12 protein-coding genes are annotated in these 15,142 nt (G+C 49.0%); 3 read left to right on the plus strand and 9 right to left on the minus strand.

The features are described 5' to 3' along the window. Positions 1-17 precede the first annotated feature (17 nt). The 8 genes from gnd to NDK47_RS25145 all read right to left on the minus strand — a co-directional run bounded on the left by gnd (position 18) and on the right by NDK47_RS25145 (position 8,211). Positions 18-923 carry a phosphogluconate dehydrogenase (NAD(+)-dependent, decarboxylating) gene (gnd, locus tag NDK47_RS25110; protein ID WP_251872441.1) on the minus strand — a complete coding sequence of 302 codons (906 nt, stop codon included), beginning with the start codon at positions 921-923 and terminating at the stop codon, positions 18-20. 62 nt (positions 924-985) lie between these two features. Beyond that, positions 986-1,804, minus strand: a complete 819-nt coding sequence (locus NDK47_RS25115; protein ID WP_251872442.1) for a carbohydrate ABC transporter permease — start codon at positions 1,802-1,804, stop codon at positions 986-988. After that, entirely contained in the window at positions 1,804-2,682 is an 879-nt protein-coding gene (locus NDK47_RS25120; protein WP_251872443.1) for a carbohydrate ABC transporter permease, read from the minus strand. Before NDK47_RS25120 ends, NDK47_RS25115 begins: the two co-directional genes overlap by 1 nt. A gap of 118 nt (positions 2,683-2,800) precedes the next feature. Beyond that, the gene (locus NDK47_RS25125) at positions 2,801-4,141 is read right to left on the minus strand and encodes an ABC transporter substrate-binding protein (protein WP_251872444.1); all 1,341 of its coding nucleotides are present in this window, start codon (positions 4,139-4,141) and stop codon (positions 2,801-2,803) included. A 152-nt stretch (positions 4,142-4,293) separates the two neighbouring features. Then, entirely contained in the window at positions 4,294-5,838 is a 1,545-nt protein-coding gene (locus NDK47_RS25130) for a gluconokinase (RefSeq protein ID WP_251872445.1), read from the minus strand. Between the two features lie 109 nt (positions 5,839-5,947). Next, entirely contained in the window at positions 5,948-6,820 is an 873-nt protein-coding gene (locus NDK47_RS25135) for a MurR/RpiR family transcriptional regulator (RefSeq protein ID WP_407653352.1), read from the minus strand. 139 nt (positions 6,821-6,959) lie between these two features. Beyond that, complete coding sequence (locus NDK47_RS25140) at positions 6,960-7,544, minus strand: copper amine oxidase N-terminal domain-containing protein (protein ID WP_251872446.1); 585 nt, start codon at positions 7,542-7,544, stop codon at positions 6,960-6,962. Positions 7,545-7,557: 13 nt separating this feature from the next. Next, a complete protein-coding gene (locus tag NDK47_RS25145) occupies positions 7,558-8,211 on the minus strand; it encodes a hypothetical protein (protein ID WP_251872447.1) in 654 nt (217 codons plus the stop codon). A 313-nt stretch (positions 8,212-8,524) separates the two neighbouring features. On the opposite strand from NDK47_RS25145, the gene NDK47_RS25150 reads away from it, so the two are divergent. After that, on the plus strand, positions 8,525-8,884 hold the full coding sequence (locus tag NDK47_RS25150; RefSeq protein ID WP_251872448.1) for a DUF4870 domain-containing protein: 360 nt from the start codon (positions 8,525-8,527) through the stop codon (positions 8,882-8,884). Positions 8,885-8,975: 91 nt separating this feature from the next. Here NDK47_RS25150 and NDK47_RS25155 read toward each other — a convergent pair whose 3' ends face one another. Continuing rightward, entirely contained in the window at positions 8,976-11,606 is a 2,631-nt protein-coding gene (locus tag NDK47_RS25155) for a winged helix-turn-helix domain-containing protein (protein ID WP_251872449.1), read from the minus strand. Between the two features lie 357 nt (positions 11,607-11,963). Here NDK47_RS25155 and NDK47_RS25160 point away from each other — a divergent pair, with 357 nt between their 5' ends. Next, on the plus strand, positions 11,964-12,461 hold the full coding sequence (locus tag NDK47_RS25160; protein WP_251872450.1) for a hypothetical protein: 498 nt from the start codon (positions 11,964-11,966) through the stop codon (positions 12,459-12,461). A gap of 643 nt (positions 12,462-13,104) precedes the next feature. Further along, on the plus strand, positions 13,105-14,964 hold the full coding sequence (locus tag NDK47_RS25165; RefSeq protein ID WP_251872451.1) for an Ig-like domain-containing protein: 1,860 nt from the start codon (positions 13,105-13,107) through the stop codon (positions 14,962-14,964). Positions 14,965-15,142: the final 178 nt, after the last annotated feature.

The raw sequence follows: 15,142 nt of genomic DNA on the forward strand, positions 1-15,142 counted from the left end.
TTCTGTGATCAGCCTGATCAGGATTCGTCTGCACTGACGACGGCGTGCCCGCCAAATTCATTGCGCAAAGCGGCAACCACCTTGCCCGCAAAGGTGTCTTCCTGCAGGGAGCGGTAGCGCATCAACAGTGACAGGGCAATGACTGGGGTCGCCACCTGGTAGTCGAGGGCCGTCTCAATCGTCCACTTGCCTTCACCGGAGGAATGCATGACACCGCGAATCTTGTCCAGGCGCTCGTCTTTGGAAAACGCGTTTTGCATCAGCTCCATCAGCCAGCTGCGGATGACCGAGCCGTTGTTCCAGACCGTCGCCACCTCTTCATAATCATAGGTGTACGGCCCTTTTTCCAATACCTCAAAGCCTTCCGCGATCGCCTGCATCATGCCGTACTCGATCCCGTTGTGGACCATTTTCAAAAAGTGGCCGCTGCCCGCCTCACCGGTGTACAAGCAGCCGTTGGGGACAGCCAGCTTGATGAACAGCCCTTCCAGCTTGTCATACGCGCTTTTGGGACCGCCGATCATCAGACAAAGCCCGTTCAGTGCGCCACTGGTGCCGCCGCTGGAGCCCACATCGAGAAAATCGACGCCCAAAGCGGCCAGTTCCTCATGTCTGCGAACCGAATCCTTGAAATGCGAGTTACCACCATCAATCACAATATCGCCGGAGCGCAGATGCGGTTTGATTTTCGCCAGTACTTCATCCACCGCAGAGCCCGCCGGAATCATCATCCAAAATGCGCGCGGAGTCGCAAGTGTCTGCACCAGTGTCTCCACATCCTCATAGACAGGAACGCCAGCCTCCTTTGCCTCAGCCAGACGTTCTGCGCTGATGTCAAAGGCAGATACCTCCGCCTGATGCCGCTTCATATTCAGCACCAAGTTCATTCCCATTTTGCCAAGTCCAATTACTCCGATATGCATAACGTTTTCTCCTTCTCACAAATTCATTTCCCCGTAACGAAGAGCATCACTCTTTTCCCCTGTTATCCTTTGACTGCTCCGCCTGTCAATCCGGCGATGATATAGCGCTGGGCGAACAAAGCAATCAGCAGAACAGGCAGCGTAATGATGACAGAAGCCGCCATCAGACCTCCCCAGTTGATCTCGGAATACGACATGAAGTTAAAGATGGCGATCGGCAGCGTCTTCGTTTTTTCACCTGCCAAAATCAGCGAGAACATGAAGTTGTTCCAGGAAAAAATGAAGGCCAGAATCGACGATGTGATAATCCCCGGCCAGGAGATCGGCAGCAGCACCCGGATAAAAGCACCGGTCGTCGTGCAGCCGTCTACACGTGCCGACTCTTCCAGCTCATGTGGCAAGCCCTCGAAAAACGGGATCATCACCCAGATGATAAAGGGCATGGTCACCAGCATATGGCTGAGGATGAGCGAGGTGTAGGTATCGATCAAGTCAAGGCGAGAGAAAATGATAAACCACGGGATCAAAAAGGAAATCCCCGGTACAATCCGCGCCACCAGAATCAACAGGCCCAACCCCTGCTGCTTGTATTTGGCAATAGCATAGGCAGCCGGCAATCCCAGAACCAAGCCCAGAATGGTCGAGAAAAAGGCGACCAGGAAGCTGTTCCAGATAAAATCAAGGAACGCGTATTGGGTAAAAACGTTCCGGTAGTTGTCAAAGCTGGGGGTAAAGCTGAGCAGATTGCCCGCGTCGAGAATTTGCTGCTGCGTCTTGAACGAAGCCAGCACCATCCAGAGAAACGGCAAAATGAAGAGAAACAAAGACAGATACACGCCCACATGCGTCAGGGCGGATTTGAGCGGAGTACGTTTTTCCATCACATGGAGACACCTGCCTTTTTGCGCAACAGAATAAACAGAACGCTAAGTCCAAGCACGATCGCGAAGAAAATCATCAGCAACGCCGAAGCCTGCCCAATCTTGAAGTATTGAAAGCCGAGTACATAGCCGTAGATGTTCAGCGTCTGCGAAGAGGTACCGGGACCTCCCTGGGTCGTTGCGTAAATAATGTCAAAGGTTTTCAGCGCATCGATCAGGCGAAGCAGGACGGCAGAATAGATTGTCGGCTTCAACAGTGGCAGCGTGATATGGCGGAAGGTTTGAAATTTATTCGCTCCATCCACGATCGCCGCTTCATACGGGTCCTTCGGCAGCGAGACCAGCCCCGCCAGCACGATCAGGGCGATCATCGGCGTCCACTCCCACACGTCGATCAGGATCAGCGAAGGCATAACCAGATCAGGGGAGGCCAGCCACTCCTGCGGCGGAATGCCCAAAGCCTGCAAAAACGTATTGGCGATCCCGATATTGGGTTCATAAATCAAAATCCAGACCAGACCGACTGCGACCGGCGTCGCTACCATCGGCAGCAGAAACAGCGTTTTGACCAGCCCTTTTCCAATAAAATGCTGGTTCATGATCAGTGCGAGCAAGATACCCAAAACCGTCTCAATAAAGACAGCCGCAACCGTGAAGTAAAAGGTCAGCCAGATGGAATCCAGGAACAGTTCATCCTGAAACAGCACTTTGTAGTTTTCCAACGCAACCCAGAGCGGCGGGGTAATGTTGGACATATCCCACTCGTGAAAGCTGAGCCACAGCGTATAGCCGACCGGAAACACCATCATGACGGCGACAAACAACACGGCTGGCATGGTGTAAATCCATTTAATATTCTTCTCGATCCAGTGCGTCATATGGCCCCTTTTTCCCTTCTGTTTTTTCGTTTGGAGAACGTAAGACGGCTTTGACTCGCGATCCAGATCCACCCCAGATTGCTTGGCCGAAAGCCGTCTTGACGACATTATTCTTTATTTATTCCGTATCGAGTACAGCTTGGAATTCCTGATTCGATTTTGCCAGAGCAGCCTTCACATCTTTGCCCTGAATCGCTGCGTTGACAGAATCACCGATCGCATCGCGCGCTTTCCCAACGTTGACGATCAGCGGACGGTCATAAGGAACAGCGGAATCACTGTTTGCCTTGATCGCATCTGTCAGGTCTTTCGGGAAGGAAGCTGTGCCTTCAGGCGAATCCCACACCGATTTCAGCGCACCGGAGATGCCGGTTGCTTGCAGCTTGCCCACGACTTCTTTGCTGGTTGCCCATTTGACGAACTCCCATGCCGCATCCTTTTTCTCGGAGTTGGCACCGATACCAATCGCCCAGGACGTGATGTTATACGGCTTGGAGCCTGCCGGACCTGCCGGGAACGGAGCGAAGCCCACTTTGTCAGCGACACTGGATTTGGAAGGATCGGTTGCGTTGGTGTAGAGGGAAGAAGCATCAGTCAGGAATGCCGCTTTACCTTGAGTAAAGACACCAAACGCTTCCGGCCAGCTCATGTTCAGTGTGCCTGGAGGACCGTAATCCTTCAGCAAGCCGCCGTAGTATTCAAACGCTTGCAATGCTTCCGGCGTATCGAGCGTTGCTTTGCCGTCCTTCATGAAGTCTCCGCCGAAGCTGTACAGGAAGCTGGAGAACTGGGTTACAGAAGGAGAGCGCTTACCGCGGGATACGAAGCCATATACGCCTGCGTTCGGATCGGTCAGCTTGGCCGCTTGCTCTTTCAGCTCATCCAGTGTTTTTGGCGGCTGCAGACCTGCTGCTTCCAAAAGATCTTTGCGGTAGTAAAGCACCTGGGTCTCGGTTACGAGCGGGAATCCGTAGAGCTTGTCTCCCTCTTTTACTGCCCCCAGAGACGAAGGGATGATATCATCTGTGATCGCAGGTTCCTTGGACACAAAGTCATTCAGGGAAGCGAAATATCCGTTTTTCTCATACTGTTTTCCATCTTGCAGCGGACGGAACATGACTACGTCAATGCTTTTGGAGTTGGCCGCGAACTCGACGGAGGTTTTTTGTGTCAATTGATCTTCGAAGTAGCTGTCCACTTTTACTTTGATACCGGTTTCTTTTTCAAAATCAGGCAAAAGTGGCTTGATTCCCTCAGTCCATGGATGGTTGGCCGCTACCAGGCGAATTGTCTGTTCCGTTTTGGCTGGTGCTGGAGCAGCGTTTTGCTCTCCGCCTGCTGGCTGCTGTGGTGCAGCTTGTTGGCCGCCCCCGCCGCATCCGGCCAAAACAGCGCTAAGACCCATGATGGTGGCAAACAGACCCGAAGCTGCTTTCATGCCTTTGAAAGTTTTTTTCATGGAAACTTCCCCCTTTTTTCTTTGGCCTTAAAAATAATCACAAGATTACAAAATGATAGCGCTAACATCTCTTATTGTATTGTAAACTTTTTTCAAAAACAACTGTATTTGAAGAAAAATTTTTTCAATTAAGAGCAAAAAGAGATTCTGATCTACTGACGCTGGAAGGACGCAAGCTGCGAAAACAGGTCCATGTTTTTTTCATAGAGCTTTTCGTACATGGTAAAGAGCTGGTGATAGACGGCCGTGTTCGCTACATTCGGCTGATGCCTTTCCACGATAGAAACCAAACGCTCCACTTCCTCCAGCTGCCCGATCATGCCTACTGCCTGCATCGCCAGGACTGCAGCTCCAAAGCTGGAGCTCTCATGCGTCTGCGGCACCAGCAGGTCATAGCCGAACAAATCGCTCATCATCTGCCGCCACACAGCCGAACGGGCAAATCCGCCGGAAGCGAGAATCTCCTCGGAGCGGCCAGCCAGCTGGCGCAAAACTGTTTCGACATGATACACACTGAAAAGAATGCCCTCCAGGACCGCACGCATAAAATGTTCCCGTCTGTGATGCAGCCCGATGCCAAAAAAGCTGCCGCGCGCCTCCGCATTCCAGTGCGGTGCCCGCTCCCCGCTCAGGTACGGCAAAAACAGCAAGCCCTCGGCTCCTGCCGGTACCTGCGAAGCGGCTTCCAGCATCAGATCATACGCTTCCAGCCCGCGCTCTTTTGCTTCGCGTCCCTCTTTCTCTCCAAACTGGTCCCGGAACCAGCGCAAAGCAATCCCGCCGTTGTTCGTCGGTCCGCCGATCACCCAGCGATTCTCTGCCAGCACATAGCAAAACGTCCGCCCCTGCTCATCTGTAAGCGGCCTGTCAACCACGCTGCGCACAGCACCGCTCGTCCCAATGGTGACCGCCAACTGACCATTTCGAATCGCGCCTACCCCGAGGTTGGCCAATACCCCGTCGCTTGCCCCGACGACAAACGGTGTCTCGGGAGAAATGCCTATGTCAGTAGAGTAAGGTGAACGGATTCCACGAAGAATATGCGTGGTAGGTACTGGCAGACTGAGCCGATCACGGGTGATGCCAGCCGCCTCCAAAGCAGGCTCGTACCAATCCAGACGACGGATATCAAACAGTCCGGTAGCCGAGGCGATCGAGTAGTCTACGACATATTCGCCAAACAGCTTGTACAGCACGTATTCTTTGATCGAGATAAATTTGGCCGCCCGCTGAAATGTCTCCGGGTCCTCCTCTTTCATCCAGATCAGTTTGGACAGCGGCGACATCGGGTGGATCGGCGTTCCGGTATGTTGGTAAATGGCCTTTCCCAGTCCCTCGCGTTTGAGTCTTTCTGTCTGTTCGAGACTTCGATTGTCCGCCCAGGTGATGAGATTGGTCAGCGGACGTCCGGACTCGTCTACGGCGATCAGGCTATGCATCGCGGTACTAAATCCAATCGCTGCGATCTGTCCCGCTTCCACCCCTGCATGACTGATGGCTTCACGCAGTGCCGTGAGTACGGCTGCAAAAATCTCATCCGGGTCCTGCTCTGCCCAGGCCGGTCGAGGCGTCGATAGATCGTAGTTCACATTGCCCAAGCCCAGAAGCTGGCCGTCCTCTCTGTAGACGACCGCTTTGGTGCTGGTGGTTCCGATATCAAGACCGATTACACAGGTTGTCTTCACGTCATGTCTCATTCCCTTGCGTATATTCTATAGTCTGGCGATAAACGGTATTGCTTATTTTTTACTCAAAGCTGTTTGCCTAAGCCTTTTGCTTCAGCCCATCTGTACAGGCGCGATGAGCTTACAGCCGTTTCAGTGAAATCGAATGGCGAATTTTGCTGATGTTGTCTACCGTCTCATCCTGTCTGCGGAAAGACACCGCGATATAAAGCAGATCGATCAAGCTAAGCTGGGCCAGCCGGGAAGACAGGGCCTCCGTCCGAAAAGCCGTCTCGCGCGAGGTGGTAAACAGGCTGTAGTCTGCCAGTTTGACCAGCGGAGATTTTCCATAGCCCGTAATCGCCACGATGGTCGCCCCCGCATCCTTGGCTACCTTCAGCGCTTCCAGAATATCTTTGTTGGAACCAGAGTGGGAGATCGCGATGACGACATCTCCCTTTTGCAGAAGCGACGCTGACATCACCTGATAATGCGAGTCCGAGTGGTACATGCAGGGGATTCCCGTCCGCATGAATTTATGGTAGCCATCCTGCGCGATGATCCCGGAGCCGCCGTTTCCGTAAAACTCGATTCGCCGGGCTTTTACCAGCGTATCGATCACTTTTTCGAGCTGGGCTGCATTGGCTTTGGTCAGTTGAAGCGTATCGCTAATCGTATCGATGTCTGCCTGAAAGACCTTGTCAGCCAGCGAAGCGGCATCATCCGTGGGCGATATTTCCTGATGGATGTTTTGCAAGGGGTGGACCACTTCACTGGCGAGGGCTATTTTGAGGGCCTGGTAGCCTTGAAAATTCAATCTCCGGCAAAGACGAAAGATCGTCGCTTCGGCACATTCGCACAGATCAGACAGAGCCGTGATGGAGAGGTGAATGATTTCCGTGGGATGGTCGAGAATATAATCAGCAATCTGCTGTTCCTTTGCGCTTAATTGCGGGTACATGGCGCGAATCCGAACGGAAACGCTTTGAGGCATGCTCGTGCTTACTTTCGTCATTCGGGCAGACTCCCTTTTTCGGTATTTGCTCACATTATAGAAAACGCATGAAAAGAAGTCATCCAAAACGAGAAAATTTTTTTCATTTTTGCATGAAAAAAGGGCCCGTCGTTTCGACAAGCCCGATTTTAGCTGTGTATTATTGCCGGGAACCCGCAGCGGTTGCGGTTGTTTCGGTGGTTGAACTGTCACCAGTAGCTGGTGTCGCGGTATCTTCTGTAGATTCGCTGGTTACCGTGGATTCACCGGCAGCGGTTGTTGTAGCTGAATCAGCCGGCTGTTCATCCTCAATGATGATAATTTCACCTTTTTCCTGATAATTAATCTTGGCATTCAGCGTCTCCCCAATAAAGCGGAGCGGCAGGAAGACTCGGCCGTTTTTAACGACAGGCTTGGTTTCCAGCTTCACTTTTTCACCGTTTACTTCGGCTTCACCCGAATCGAGGAAAAGCACGATCTTTTTGTCACCGCGTACGACCTCAACAGTGCGAGTCTCTGCACTCCAGTTCACTTCTGCCTGGAGAGAGGCACTAATCGCACGAACGGGCACCAAAGCTCGTCCCTTGTCGCGGAACGGTGCTACGTCCATGACGATTTCTTTTCCATTTATAAAGGTTTTCAGACCTTTTTCGCCTGTTTTTTGATACAGCTCGCCCAGCTTCTCATACACCTCTTTGTTTCCTGGCTTGTAGAAGCGGTCGAGCAGTTCCTTCTGAACCTCCAAGGCTTGATGCAGCTCAGAGATCTCTTCCAGTCGCTTGGTCAGCTCTTCGTATTTGGCCCGAACTTCTTCGGTAACGGCTGGTGTTTTTTTTCAGTTGCACACGAAGATCAATCAGCTCTTTTTTCGTTTGAACGGCCTGTTGAATCGCTGCTTTTTTGGCTTCATAGTCCAGCTTTACCTGGGAATTGATTTGAGCCGGATCAACCAGTTTCCCAGTCTTTTTGGCTTCCTTCTGCGCGTCTTCCAAAGCCTTTTCCAGTTCTTTCTGGAGCTTCTCCATTTCTTTCTTTGCGTTTTCTTCGGCTTTCTTCTTTTCTTTCTCAGCCTTCTCTGCCGTCTTTTCGGCTTCCTCTTTCGCTTTTTCCGCTTCTTTTTCGGCCTTTTCTTTCGCCTTCTCCGCTTCTTTTTCTGCTTTTTCCTTCTCTTTCTCGGCTTTTTCCTTTTCTTTCTCAGCCTTTTCTTTTTCTTTTTCTTTTTCTTTCTCTTCCTTTTCTTTTTGCTTCTCTTTTTCTTTATCTGCCTTCTCTTTTTCCTTGTCCTTGCTGTCGCCTCTCAGTTCGCTTTTTACTTTTCCTACGTCTTTCCCTTGTTCAACAGCATGCACACCCGCAAGTGGCGCAACAGCCAACAAGGTCAAAATCATACTGGTTGAAATCAATCGCTTCATGATATTCCCTCCGTCTCTATTCTTATCAAAAAGAAGCCGATAATTTTTATATCGACAAACATAAGGAAATCCCTTATTTATTTTTAGTAAAATTTAAAAACGAAACAAAATATGTAACAATACTACATTTTTGAATATATAGCAGGTTTTGATTTTTCTTTTTCTCTTTTCCCATCTTTGGTAAGATAATCTATGTGACCACCCTGACAAATTCTGGCGTACTTGGAATGTGATTCTGAATTTTGGATATCAACCAGAACTACCAGAGCAGATGTCGAATATCCTATAGGAAAAGGCGAGGAGGAACAAAGGAATGGATCAAAAGAATAAGGACATGCGGGAAAAACCGGTCACCACGTCAACCGGACTCATGTCGAATATTGCCGGACTGCTCTGCTATCTCGTTGGATTTGTGACGGGGATCGTTTTCCTCGTGATTGAGAAAGAAAACCGCTTTGTACGGTTTCATGCCATGCAGTCTACCTTCGTTTTCGGGGCATTGTTCATTCTTAATCTGATTTTAGGCTTCCTGCCGATCATCGGTTGGTTCATCAGTCTGCTGATCGGCCCCATCACCCTGATTCTGTGGGTTGTGCTGATGTACAAGGCTTATCAAGGCGAGTACTTCAAGCTACCGTTCGTGGGCGATCTGGCCGAGCAACAGCTGAAGTAATCCTTGATCGCGCTCCTGATGCCCGCCATAGGTGCGCGCAGAAAGTCCCTGTATCTGTTTCCTGGATACAGGGACCTTTTTTGAATCCGCATTATAGCAACCCTAGCTCGGTACCGCGATGCACAGCCTCGAAACGGCTTTTCACATCCAGCTTGCGGTAGATGTTGTTCGTATGAGTCTTGACGGTGGTCACGCTGACGCTCAACGTTCCGGCAATCTCCTTGTTCGTCAGCTTGCTCTCAATGAGCTGCAGGATGCGTAATTCCTGCGCGGTCAGCAAAGCCTGGGACATCTCCGGCAATCCCAGTTCGCTCCGCATGCAGCACAGCAGCTTTTTCACATAATCCAGCGAAACCCGCGACAGTTCCCCGAGCAGAATGCTGTGTGGGCGCATCGTCTCATATGCAGACAATAATTCTAAGAGCATGGGACCCTCGTCGGCAAATGTGCGAATACATTCATCCTCCTCGGCCATTTTAAGCGCCTTACCCAGTTTCAGCATCGCCATCTGCTGCTGTCCACTCTGCGCGTAAACAATACTTTTCAGCACCAAAATCCTCACTTCATCCAGCGGGCGGTCATGGGCCTGGGCCACACGATGCAATCGATTCAACAGGAACTTCGCCTCGTCAAATCGCTTTTGGGCGAGCCAGATTTTCGCCAGCACAGCGTATTCCTGCATATAGGCGGGTACCAGCGGGTCCAACGCTACCTCCAAGCCGCTCTCTTCCATACATCTGACCGCCGATGACACATCGCCTTGGGCAAGAGAAATCCTCGACAGCTCGGCCGCTATACGCAGCTGACTCTCGCTTTGCCCCCAATGATCCAATCGGGCCATTCCGTCCGTTAAAAGCTCGACGGCCTCCGTGTAGGCTTGGCGCACCTGCAGGATACGCGCCTTTAGCAACAGCATGGATAATGCCGAGACCTTTTCACCGCTCCCGATCTCCAATGCCCTTTCCAGCCAAAACTCTGCCTCGTCCAGTCTGTTCCATTCGTATAGGAGCGCGCTGTAGCTTCCGTAAGAAACCGCCGTGAAATCATCGTGGTTCTTTTCTTCCCAGAGCCGGATCGCGGCTGAAATGACCTGTTCGGCCACGCGCAGGCTGCCGATCTGCGCAAGAAATTGCCTCCCTACCAGCCCCGGGTCCAATGGCTTCAGAAGCATCGACAGCAAGTCACCGCTTTTACTGGAACTCGCCTCTGCGCTGCGTTCACCGTAGTGGAGCATCTCCTCATAATCCTTTCGTTCATACGCCAGTATCATACGGGCGGTGTGATAACGCCCCTGCCAGCACTGCTGCCGTTCGCTCAGCCTCCGGTAGTCATCGGGTTCTCTGTTGTCAACCAGTTCCCCGTCGTCATCAAGCTCCCGGTCGTCACCTAGTCCCCCTTCTTCAGCATCATGCAGGGAGGCTCCCACTCGCTCCAAGCGTTTTTCCGCTTCCTCCAACCGCCCCGAGCACAGCAGCAATACAATGCAAGACATCTCCAATTCGGGGCTCTCTCTCAGCAACTCTCCCGGTATTCTTAACAACCAGCCCCTCATGGATTCCAACAGCGACGGAGACAGCTTGTCCTGAAGCTGCTGGATGAGGCGCATAGCATCCCCGAACTGCTCAGCCTGGAGATAATGCTCGACGGCCTCTTCGAGATAGTCGTTCTGCTCTAGCCACTTCCCGGCCTCAAGGTGCAGCCTCGCGACCCGATCGGGATACCTAATCTGCAGCTGTGCCTGCAAAAAGTCCTGAAAAAGACGGTGGTAGCGATACCACCTCCGCTGATCGTCCAATGAGAGAAGAAACAACTGGGAGCGATCCAGCTCCTCCAGCATCCGTTGCCCCTCGTCGATTTCGGTCAAAGCATCGCAAAAAGGGGCGGACAGGCGGTTGCATATCGAGGTGTGGAGCAAAAAGCTTTGCACATCTGCGGGCTGCTGGTCCAGCACCTCGGCGATCAGGTAATCACTCACATCGCGATGGCGTCCGGAAAATTGCGCAGGCACCCCAACTGGATGACTCCGATTTTGCCAAGAAAGGGCGACGAGCGTCATGCCGCCGATCCAGCCCTCTGTTTGATCAAGAATGGCATCGATCTCACGGGAAGTCAGCGGCATTTCAACTGAATCGCGAAAAAACCGCTCCCCCTCTTCCCGTGTAAAACGCAAGTCCTTAAGGCCCACTAGATGAAGCTGACCGCTCATCCGCAAACGAGGAAGCTTGAGCGGCGGTTCCGCCCGCCCGGAGATGTAGAGATGCACATGCCCCGGCAAGCCGCTCAGCCACGCTTCCAGCGACTCATGAATCCTTTTATCGGTAATCACATGGTAATCATCTAAGACGAGAATGATTTCTTCCTCTATGCCCGAAACAAGCTCAATCAGCTCACCGATCCAGCCCTCTATCGTATTCACGTTCCAAGCCGTGAGCAGATCCTGGGACGGTTCGCGAAGAAAAGGGCAAGCTGCACGGATCGACGCCAGTACATAAGCCCAGAAACGGTGAAGGTCATTCTCTGATTTTTCCAGGTTCACCCAGGCTACATGCTTTTGAAGCGCAGCCCAGGCACCAAGTGCTGTCGATTTTCCATAGCCGGCCGGCGCGGTGACGACCGTCAGTTTGCAACCGCGGCCTTGATCGAGGAGGAGTGCAAGACGTTCTCGTTCTATCAGCCGCATCCGCTTGGCAGGGATATGTACTTTTGCAGATAGAACCAGCATGGTTTTCCCTCCTCTCAGAATCAATTGCTCGTTTGTTCAAGTGTCTCTTTCGTCTGATCTTGAGGGTTAGTGGTGTCAGAGCTTATTGTTGTTTCTCAAAATCTCTACCGTTCACAACAACTAGTTTCATTGTATCAATTTCACAGCTTAGCTTCATTGGTCCTATTGCAGTGGTAAGTCATAAAATTAGTCATATATGGGTCTAACAATTTTGCAACACGCCCGTTTGGATACATTGATAAGTGTTTAATCAATAGTTGATTCAAGCAATTAAAATTTTTCAAAATAATATAAGTTTACATTTTTCACGAAATATGGTAAAAAAATTATATACCAAAAATTAGGAGGTAACTAATTATGAAAAGAGTAGTTTTTAGCCTTCTCAGCATGATGTTAGCTTCTAGTATTGCAGTAGGGGCTTCTGCAAAAGAAACTTCTAACATTGCAGCTTCAACTTCTGCAGCGCAATCCGCACATAGTGTAATTACACCTATGGCAATTTTCAAAGATAGGGAACCTAACGATACAAGAGCGGAAGCGAATGTTTTTATCATTGGCGATGGAAACCAAATTACCGGTTCATTTCCGCGAGGGGATTCAGCAGACTGGTTTACATTCACACCTACAAAAACCGAAACATATCGCTTCTATTTTTCCCACTCCTCTTTCCAACGGTACAGTTTGAGACTACACGGTGACGGATTGGGAAAAGTTGCGGAAATCACATTTGATAGCCCAGTAAGGTATTTTGATGTTACTGTACAAGCTGGTACAACGTATTATCTCGGTGCCGAGGCTCATTTCCGTAACTATAACGAAGACGATACTTATGATATTTACACTTACAAAATTTAATTAAGTAGATAACTCCATGAATCAAAAATACACTCCTTAAAAACCGATAATGTTCCTCTTTGGGAACATCTCCGGTCGTTTTGGGAGTGTATTTTTTATAGTAGAAATTATTCAACATATATCTGTTGAAAAAATTGAAGGTAAGAAACGCTTTAACATTGCCTATATCATTGATAGTTTTGATACTAGCTCAAATATTATCACGATAATCATAAGGTTTTCCTCACTTGTAAATTACTTGTTTTTACATTCCTTATGAAAAAATTGCTTCTGCATTCCTTTTTTCTACAAATGAATAATCAACATCAGTCGGAATTTCCTTTGATATTATTGGAGTTTTTAAATTCACAGACGATTTGAAATTCGAGTAAAGGTTTGTGCTATTACCAGTACAATTAAACAAGCAAGTGATCAACAACTTGCTGTTGCAATTAATGAAGGTAAACCTGTTACTGTTAAACAACTTGAAGAAGCTGGTTATACAGTAGCTTTTGCATATACAGTAAATGCTTCCGATCTTAACAAATCAACAGGTATTGTTGATGCTTCGAAAGCACCTTTCAATGGTAAGTTTGAATATCAAGTAACCATTTCGAAAGATGGCGAAAAAGTTGCAGCTTCTGAGTGGTCAGAAGTTACTGCTTTGGCAACAAACACCCCTGTGAAAGTTTTGGAGCTTGGCTTAGCCGTAGGCGACGAAGCTTTCCCGGTTAACTACATCACATTAGGTGAAACAAATGTATCTGTTCAAGCAACAAAAGCTGAAAATGCTTTTGGAGAAACAGAAGGAGTAGATGCTCCAGCAGTTAAAAACATTGTTTCCAGTGATGTAACTGTTGCTTACTATGATACCACCACGAAAAAATTGGTTCCACGTAAAGAAGGTAAAGTTACACTTGAAGTGGAATTTGCAGGCATTAAAGAAAAAGTAACTTATGAGCTTGAAGTAAAAGCTGCTCAAGCTCCTGCAGTAGTGGAGTCTGGAGAAACAACGAAGGTGCAAACCGGTGTTGAAAACAGCCTCGAGATCTCTCTCGTAGACCAATACGGAGCAGCACTTCGCTCGAATCAAGCTCTGACCTATACCTTGAAGGATGCAGAGGGTAATGCAGTTGGCGAAGCCCAAGCATTAAGCATTGCTGCTGGTGAAAAAGGTACTGTCACCTTTACTTTGTCGAAATCTGGAAACTACACAATTGAAGTAAATAAAGGCGACAAAGTAATCGGCACTCTTAATCTTCAAGGTGTAGAAGTTGATGCAACGAAAATTGATAAATTTGCGTTAACATCGGCTAAATCAGAACTTGATTTGAAAGGCACAACAGAAGAAGCCCCAGCAACTTTGACTCTTACTGTTAATGGGTTTGTTGACGGAGTGAAGGTTTCTCAAGACGATGTAACAGCAGCAATCGTTGCGAACGGTTTGAAATTCAAATCCTCCAACGAAAAGGTTGCAACAGTAGATGCTGATGGTAAAGTAAAAGCTGTTGCAACAGGTACTGCAACAATCTCCCTCGTAAAAGAAGAAGGTCAAAAAGTAACTACTTATGCGGCCTTTGATGTAACTGTTAAAAATACTACCGAACAAATCAATACGCTGACACTGAAAGACGATGCTACTGTTTTGAAAGTTAAAAATGCAGATGACCTTACTGCGGCTTTCATTGCAGCTAACGTAACAGCTGGAAATGACAAAGATGGTAAAGAAATCTTTAACGCTGGTATGATTGCTAATGTAGAATATATTGCATCTAACAGCCAGGTAATTGTTACCATTGCAGACATTAACGGTGGTAAAGCGTTTGTCTTTAACGTAGAAGTTGACCCTGACTTGGTAACTGAACCAACTGAGCCAACTGAACCTACAGATCCAGTTGATACCCTGCTTAGCACTGCAATCTTCACTGCAGTACCGGTTGATGCAGTACTGCCAGTACTTGCAACAGAAGCTGATGTGCAAACAGAAATCAAAGCAGGCGATGAATTGGTACCGGCAGTAATCGCAACAGAAGCTGATGCACGTCCAGCGATTAACGTAGGCGATGTATTAGTAGAGGAAGTCAAAGATCCTGACACTGGAGAAGTAACCACTCCAGCGGTAATCGCGACAGAAGATGATGTGCAAACAGAAATCAAAGTAGGCGATGTACTAGTACCGGCAGTAATCGCAACAGAAGATGATGCACGTCCGGCAATTAACGTAGGCGATGTTTTGGTACCTGGCACCCCTGCTGTAAACGGAACACTCGTCCTTACCTTTACTGAAGCTGTTAGCATTGAAGGCCTTGATAATGTTGATCTTACCATCGACGGTGGTGCTACAGTAGCTGTTCCAGTTGCTGATATTGAAAAATCTCAAGATGGTAAAACATTAACAATTACCGTAAAACCCGGAACTGAACTTGCCGCTGCTACAGAAATCGCTGCTATTGCAGGCCTTGTAGATGCCAATGGTTCCGCAGTAGTGATCGCTGATCCAATCAATATTACTACTCGTCAATAAAACGTTACTTCCATTCGCTCATCTGAGTGAAAGAAGTAAGAGATGTTCTTAATTACATCTAACGTTTGCTGATAGGGTCTACCTCAAATGAGGTAGGCTCTTTTTTTAACTGAGCTTGCCGAAAGAACCCAGGCAAGAGATTTTTGCACACAAATGTAGAAAGTAAAGCAGTTTTCTA

Origin of the sequence: Brevibacillus ruminantium (assembly GCF_023746555.1) — a bacterium.
Lineage (GTDB): Bacteria > Bacillota > Bacilli > Brevibacillales > Brevibacillaceae > Brevibacillus > Brevibacillus ruminantium.

Coding starts and splice junctions, on each gene's coding strand:
- gnd (WP_251872441.1), bottom strand. CDS start 923: ATGCATATCGGAGTAATTGGACTTGGCAAAATGGGAATGAACTTGGTG.
- NDK47_RS25135 (WP_407653352.1), bottom strand. CDS start 6,820: ATGACGAAAGTAAGCACGAGCATGCCTCAAAGCGTTTCCGTTCGGATT.
- NDK47_RS25125 (WP_251872444.1), bottom strand. CDS start 4,141: ATGAAAAAAACTTTCAAAGGCATGAAAGCAGCTTCGGGTCTGTTTGCC.
- NDK47_RS25145 (WP_251872447.1), bottom strand. CDS start 8,211: ATGAAGCGATTGATTTCAACCAGTATGATTTTGACCTTGTTGGCTGTT.
- NDK47_RS25130 (WP_251872445.1), bottom strand. CDS start 5,838: ATGAGACATGACGTGAAGACAACCTGTGTAATCGGTCTTGATATCGGA.
- NDK47_RS25115 (WP_251872442.1), bottom strand. CDS start 1,804: ATGGAAAAACGTACTCCGCTCAAATCCGCCCTGACGCATGTGGGCGTG.
- NDK47_RS25155 (WP_251872449.1), bottom strand. CDS start 11,606: ATGCTGGTTCTATCTGCAAAAGTACATATCCCTGCCAAGCGGATGCGG.
- NDK47_RS25150 (WP_251872448.1), top strand. CDS start 8,525: ATGGATCAAAAGAATAAGGACATGCGGGAAAAACCGGTCACCACGTCA.
- NDK47_RS25120 (WP_251872443.1), bottom strand. CDS start 2,682: ATGACGCACTGGATCGAGAAGAATATTAAATGGATTTACACCATGCCA.
- NDK47_RS25160 (WP_251872450.1), top strand. CDS start 11,964: ATGAAAAGAGTAGTTTTTAGCCTTCTCAGCATGATGTTAGCTTCTAGT.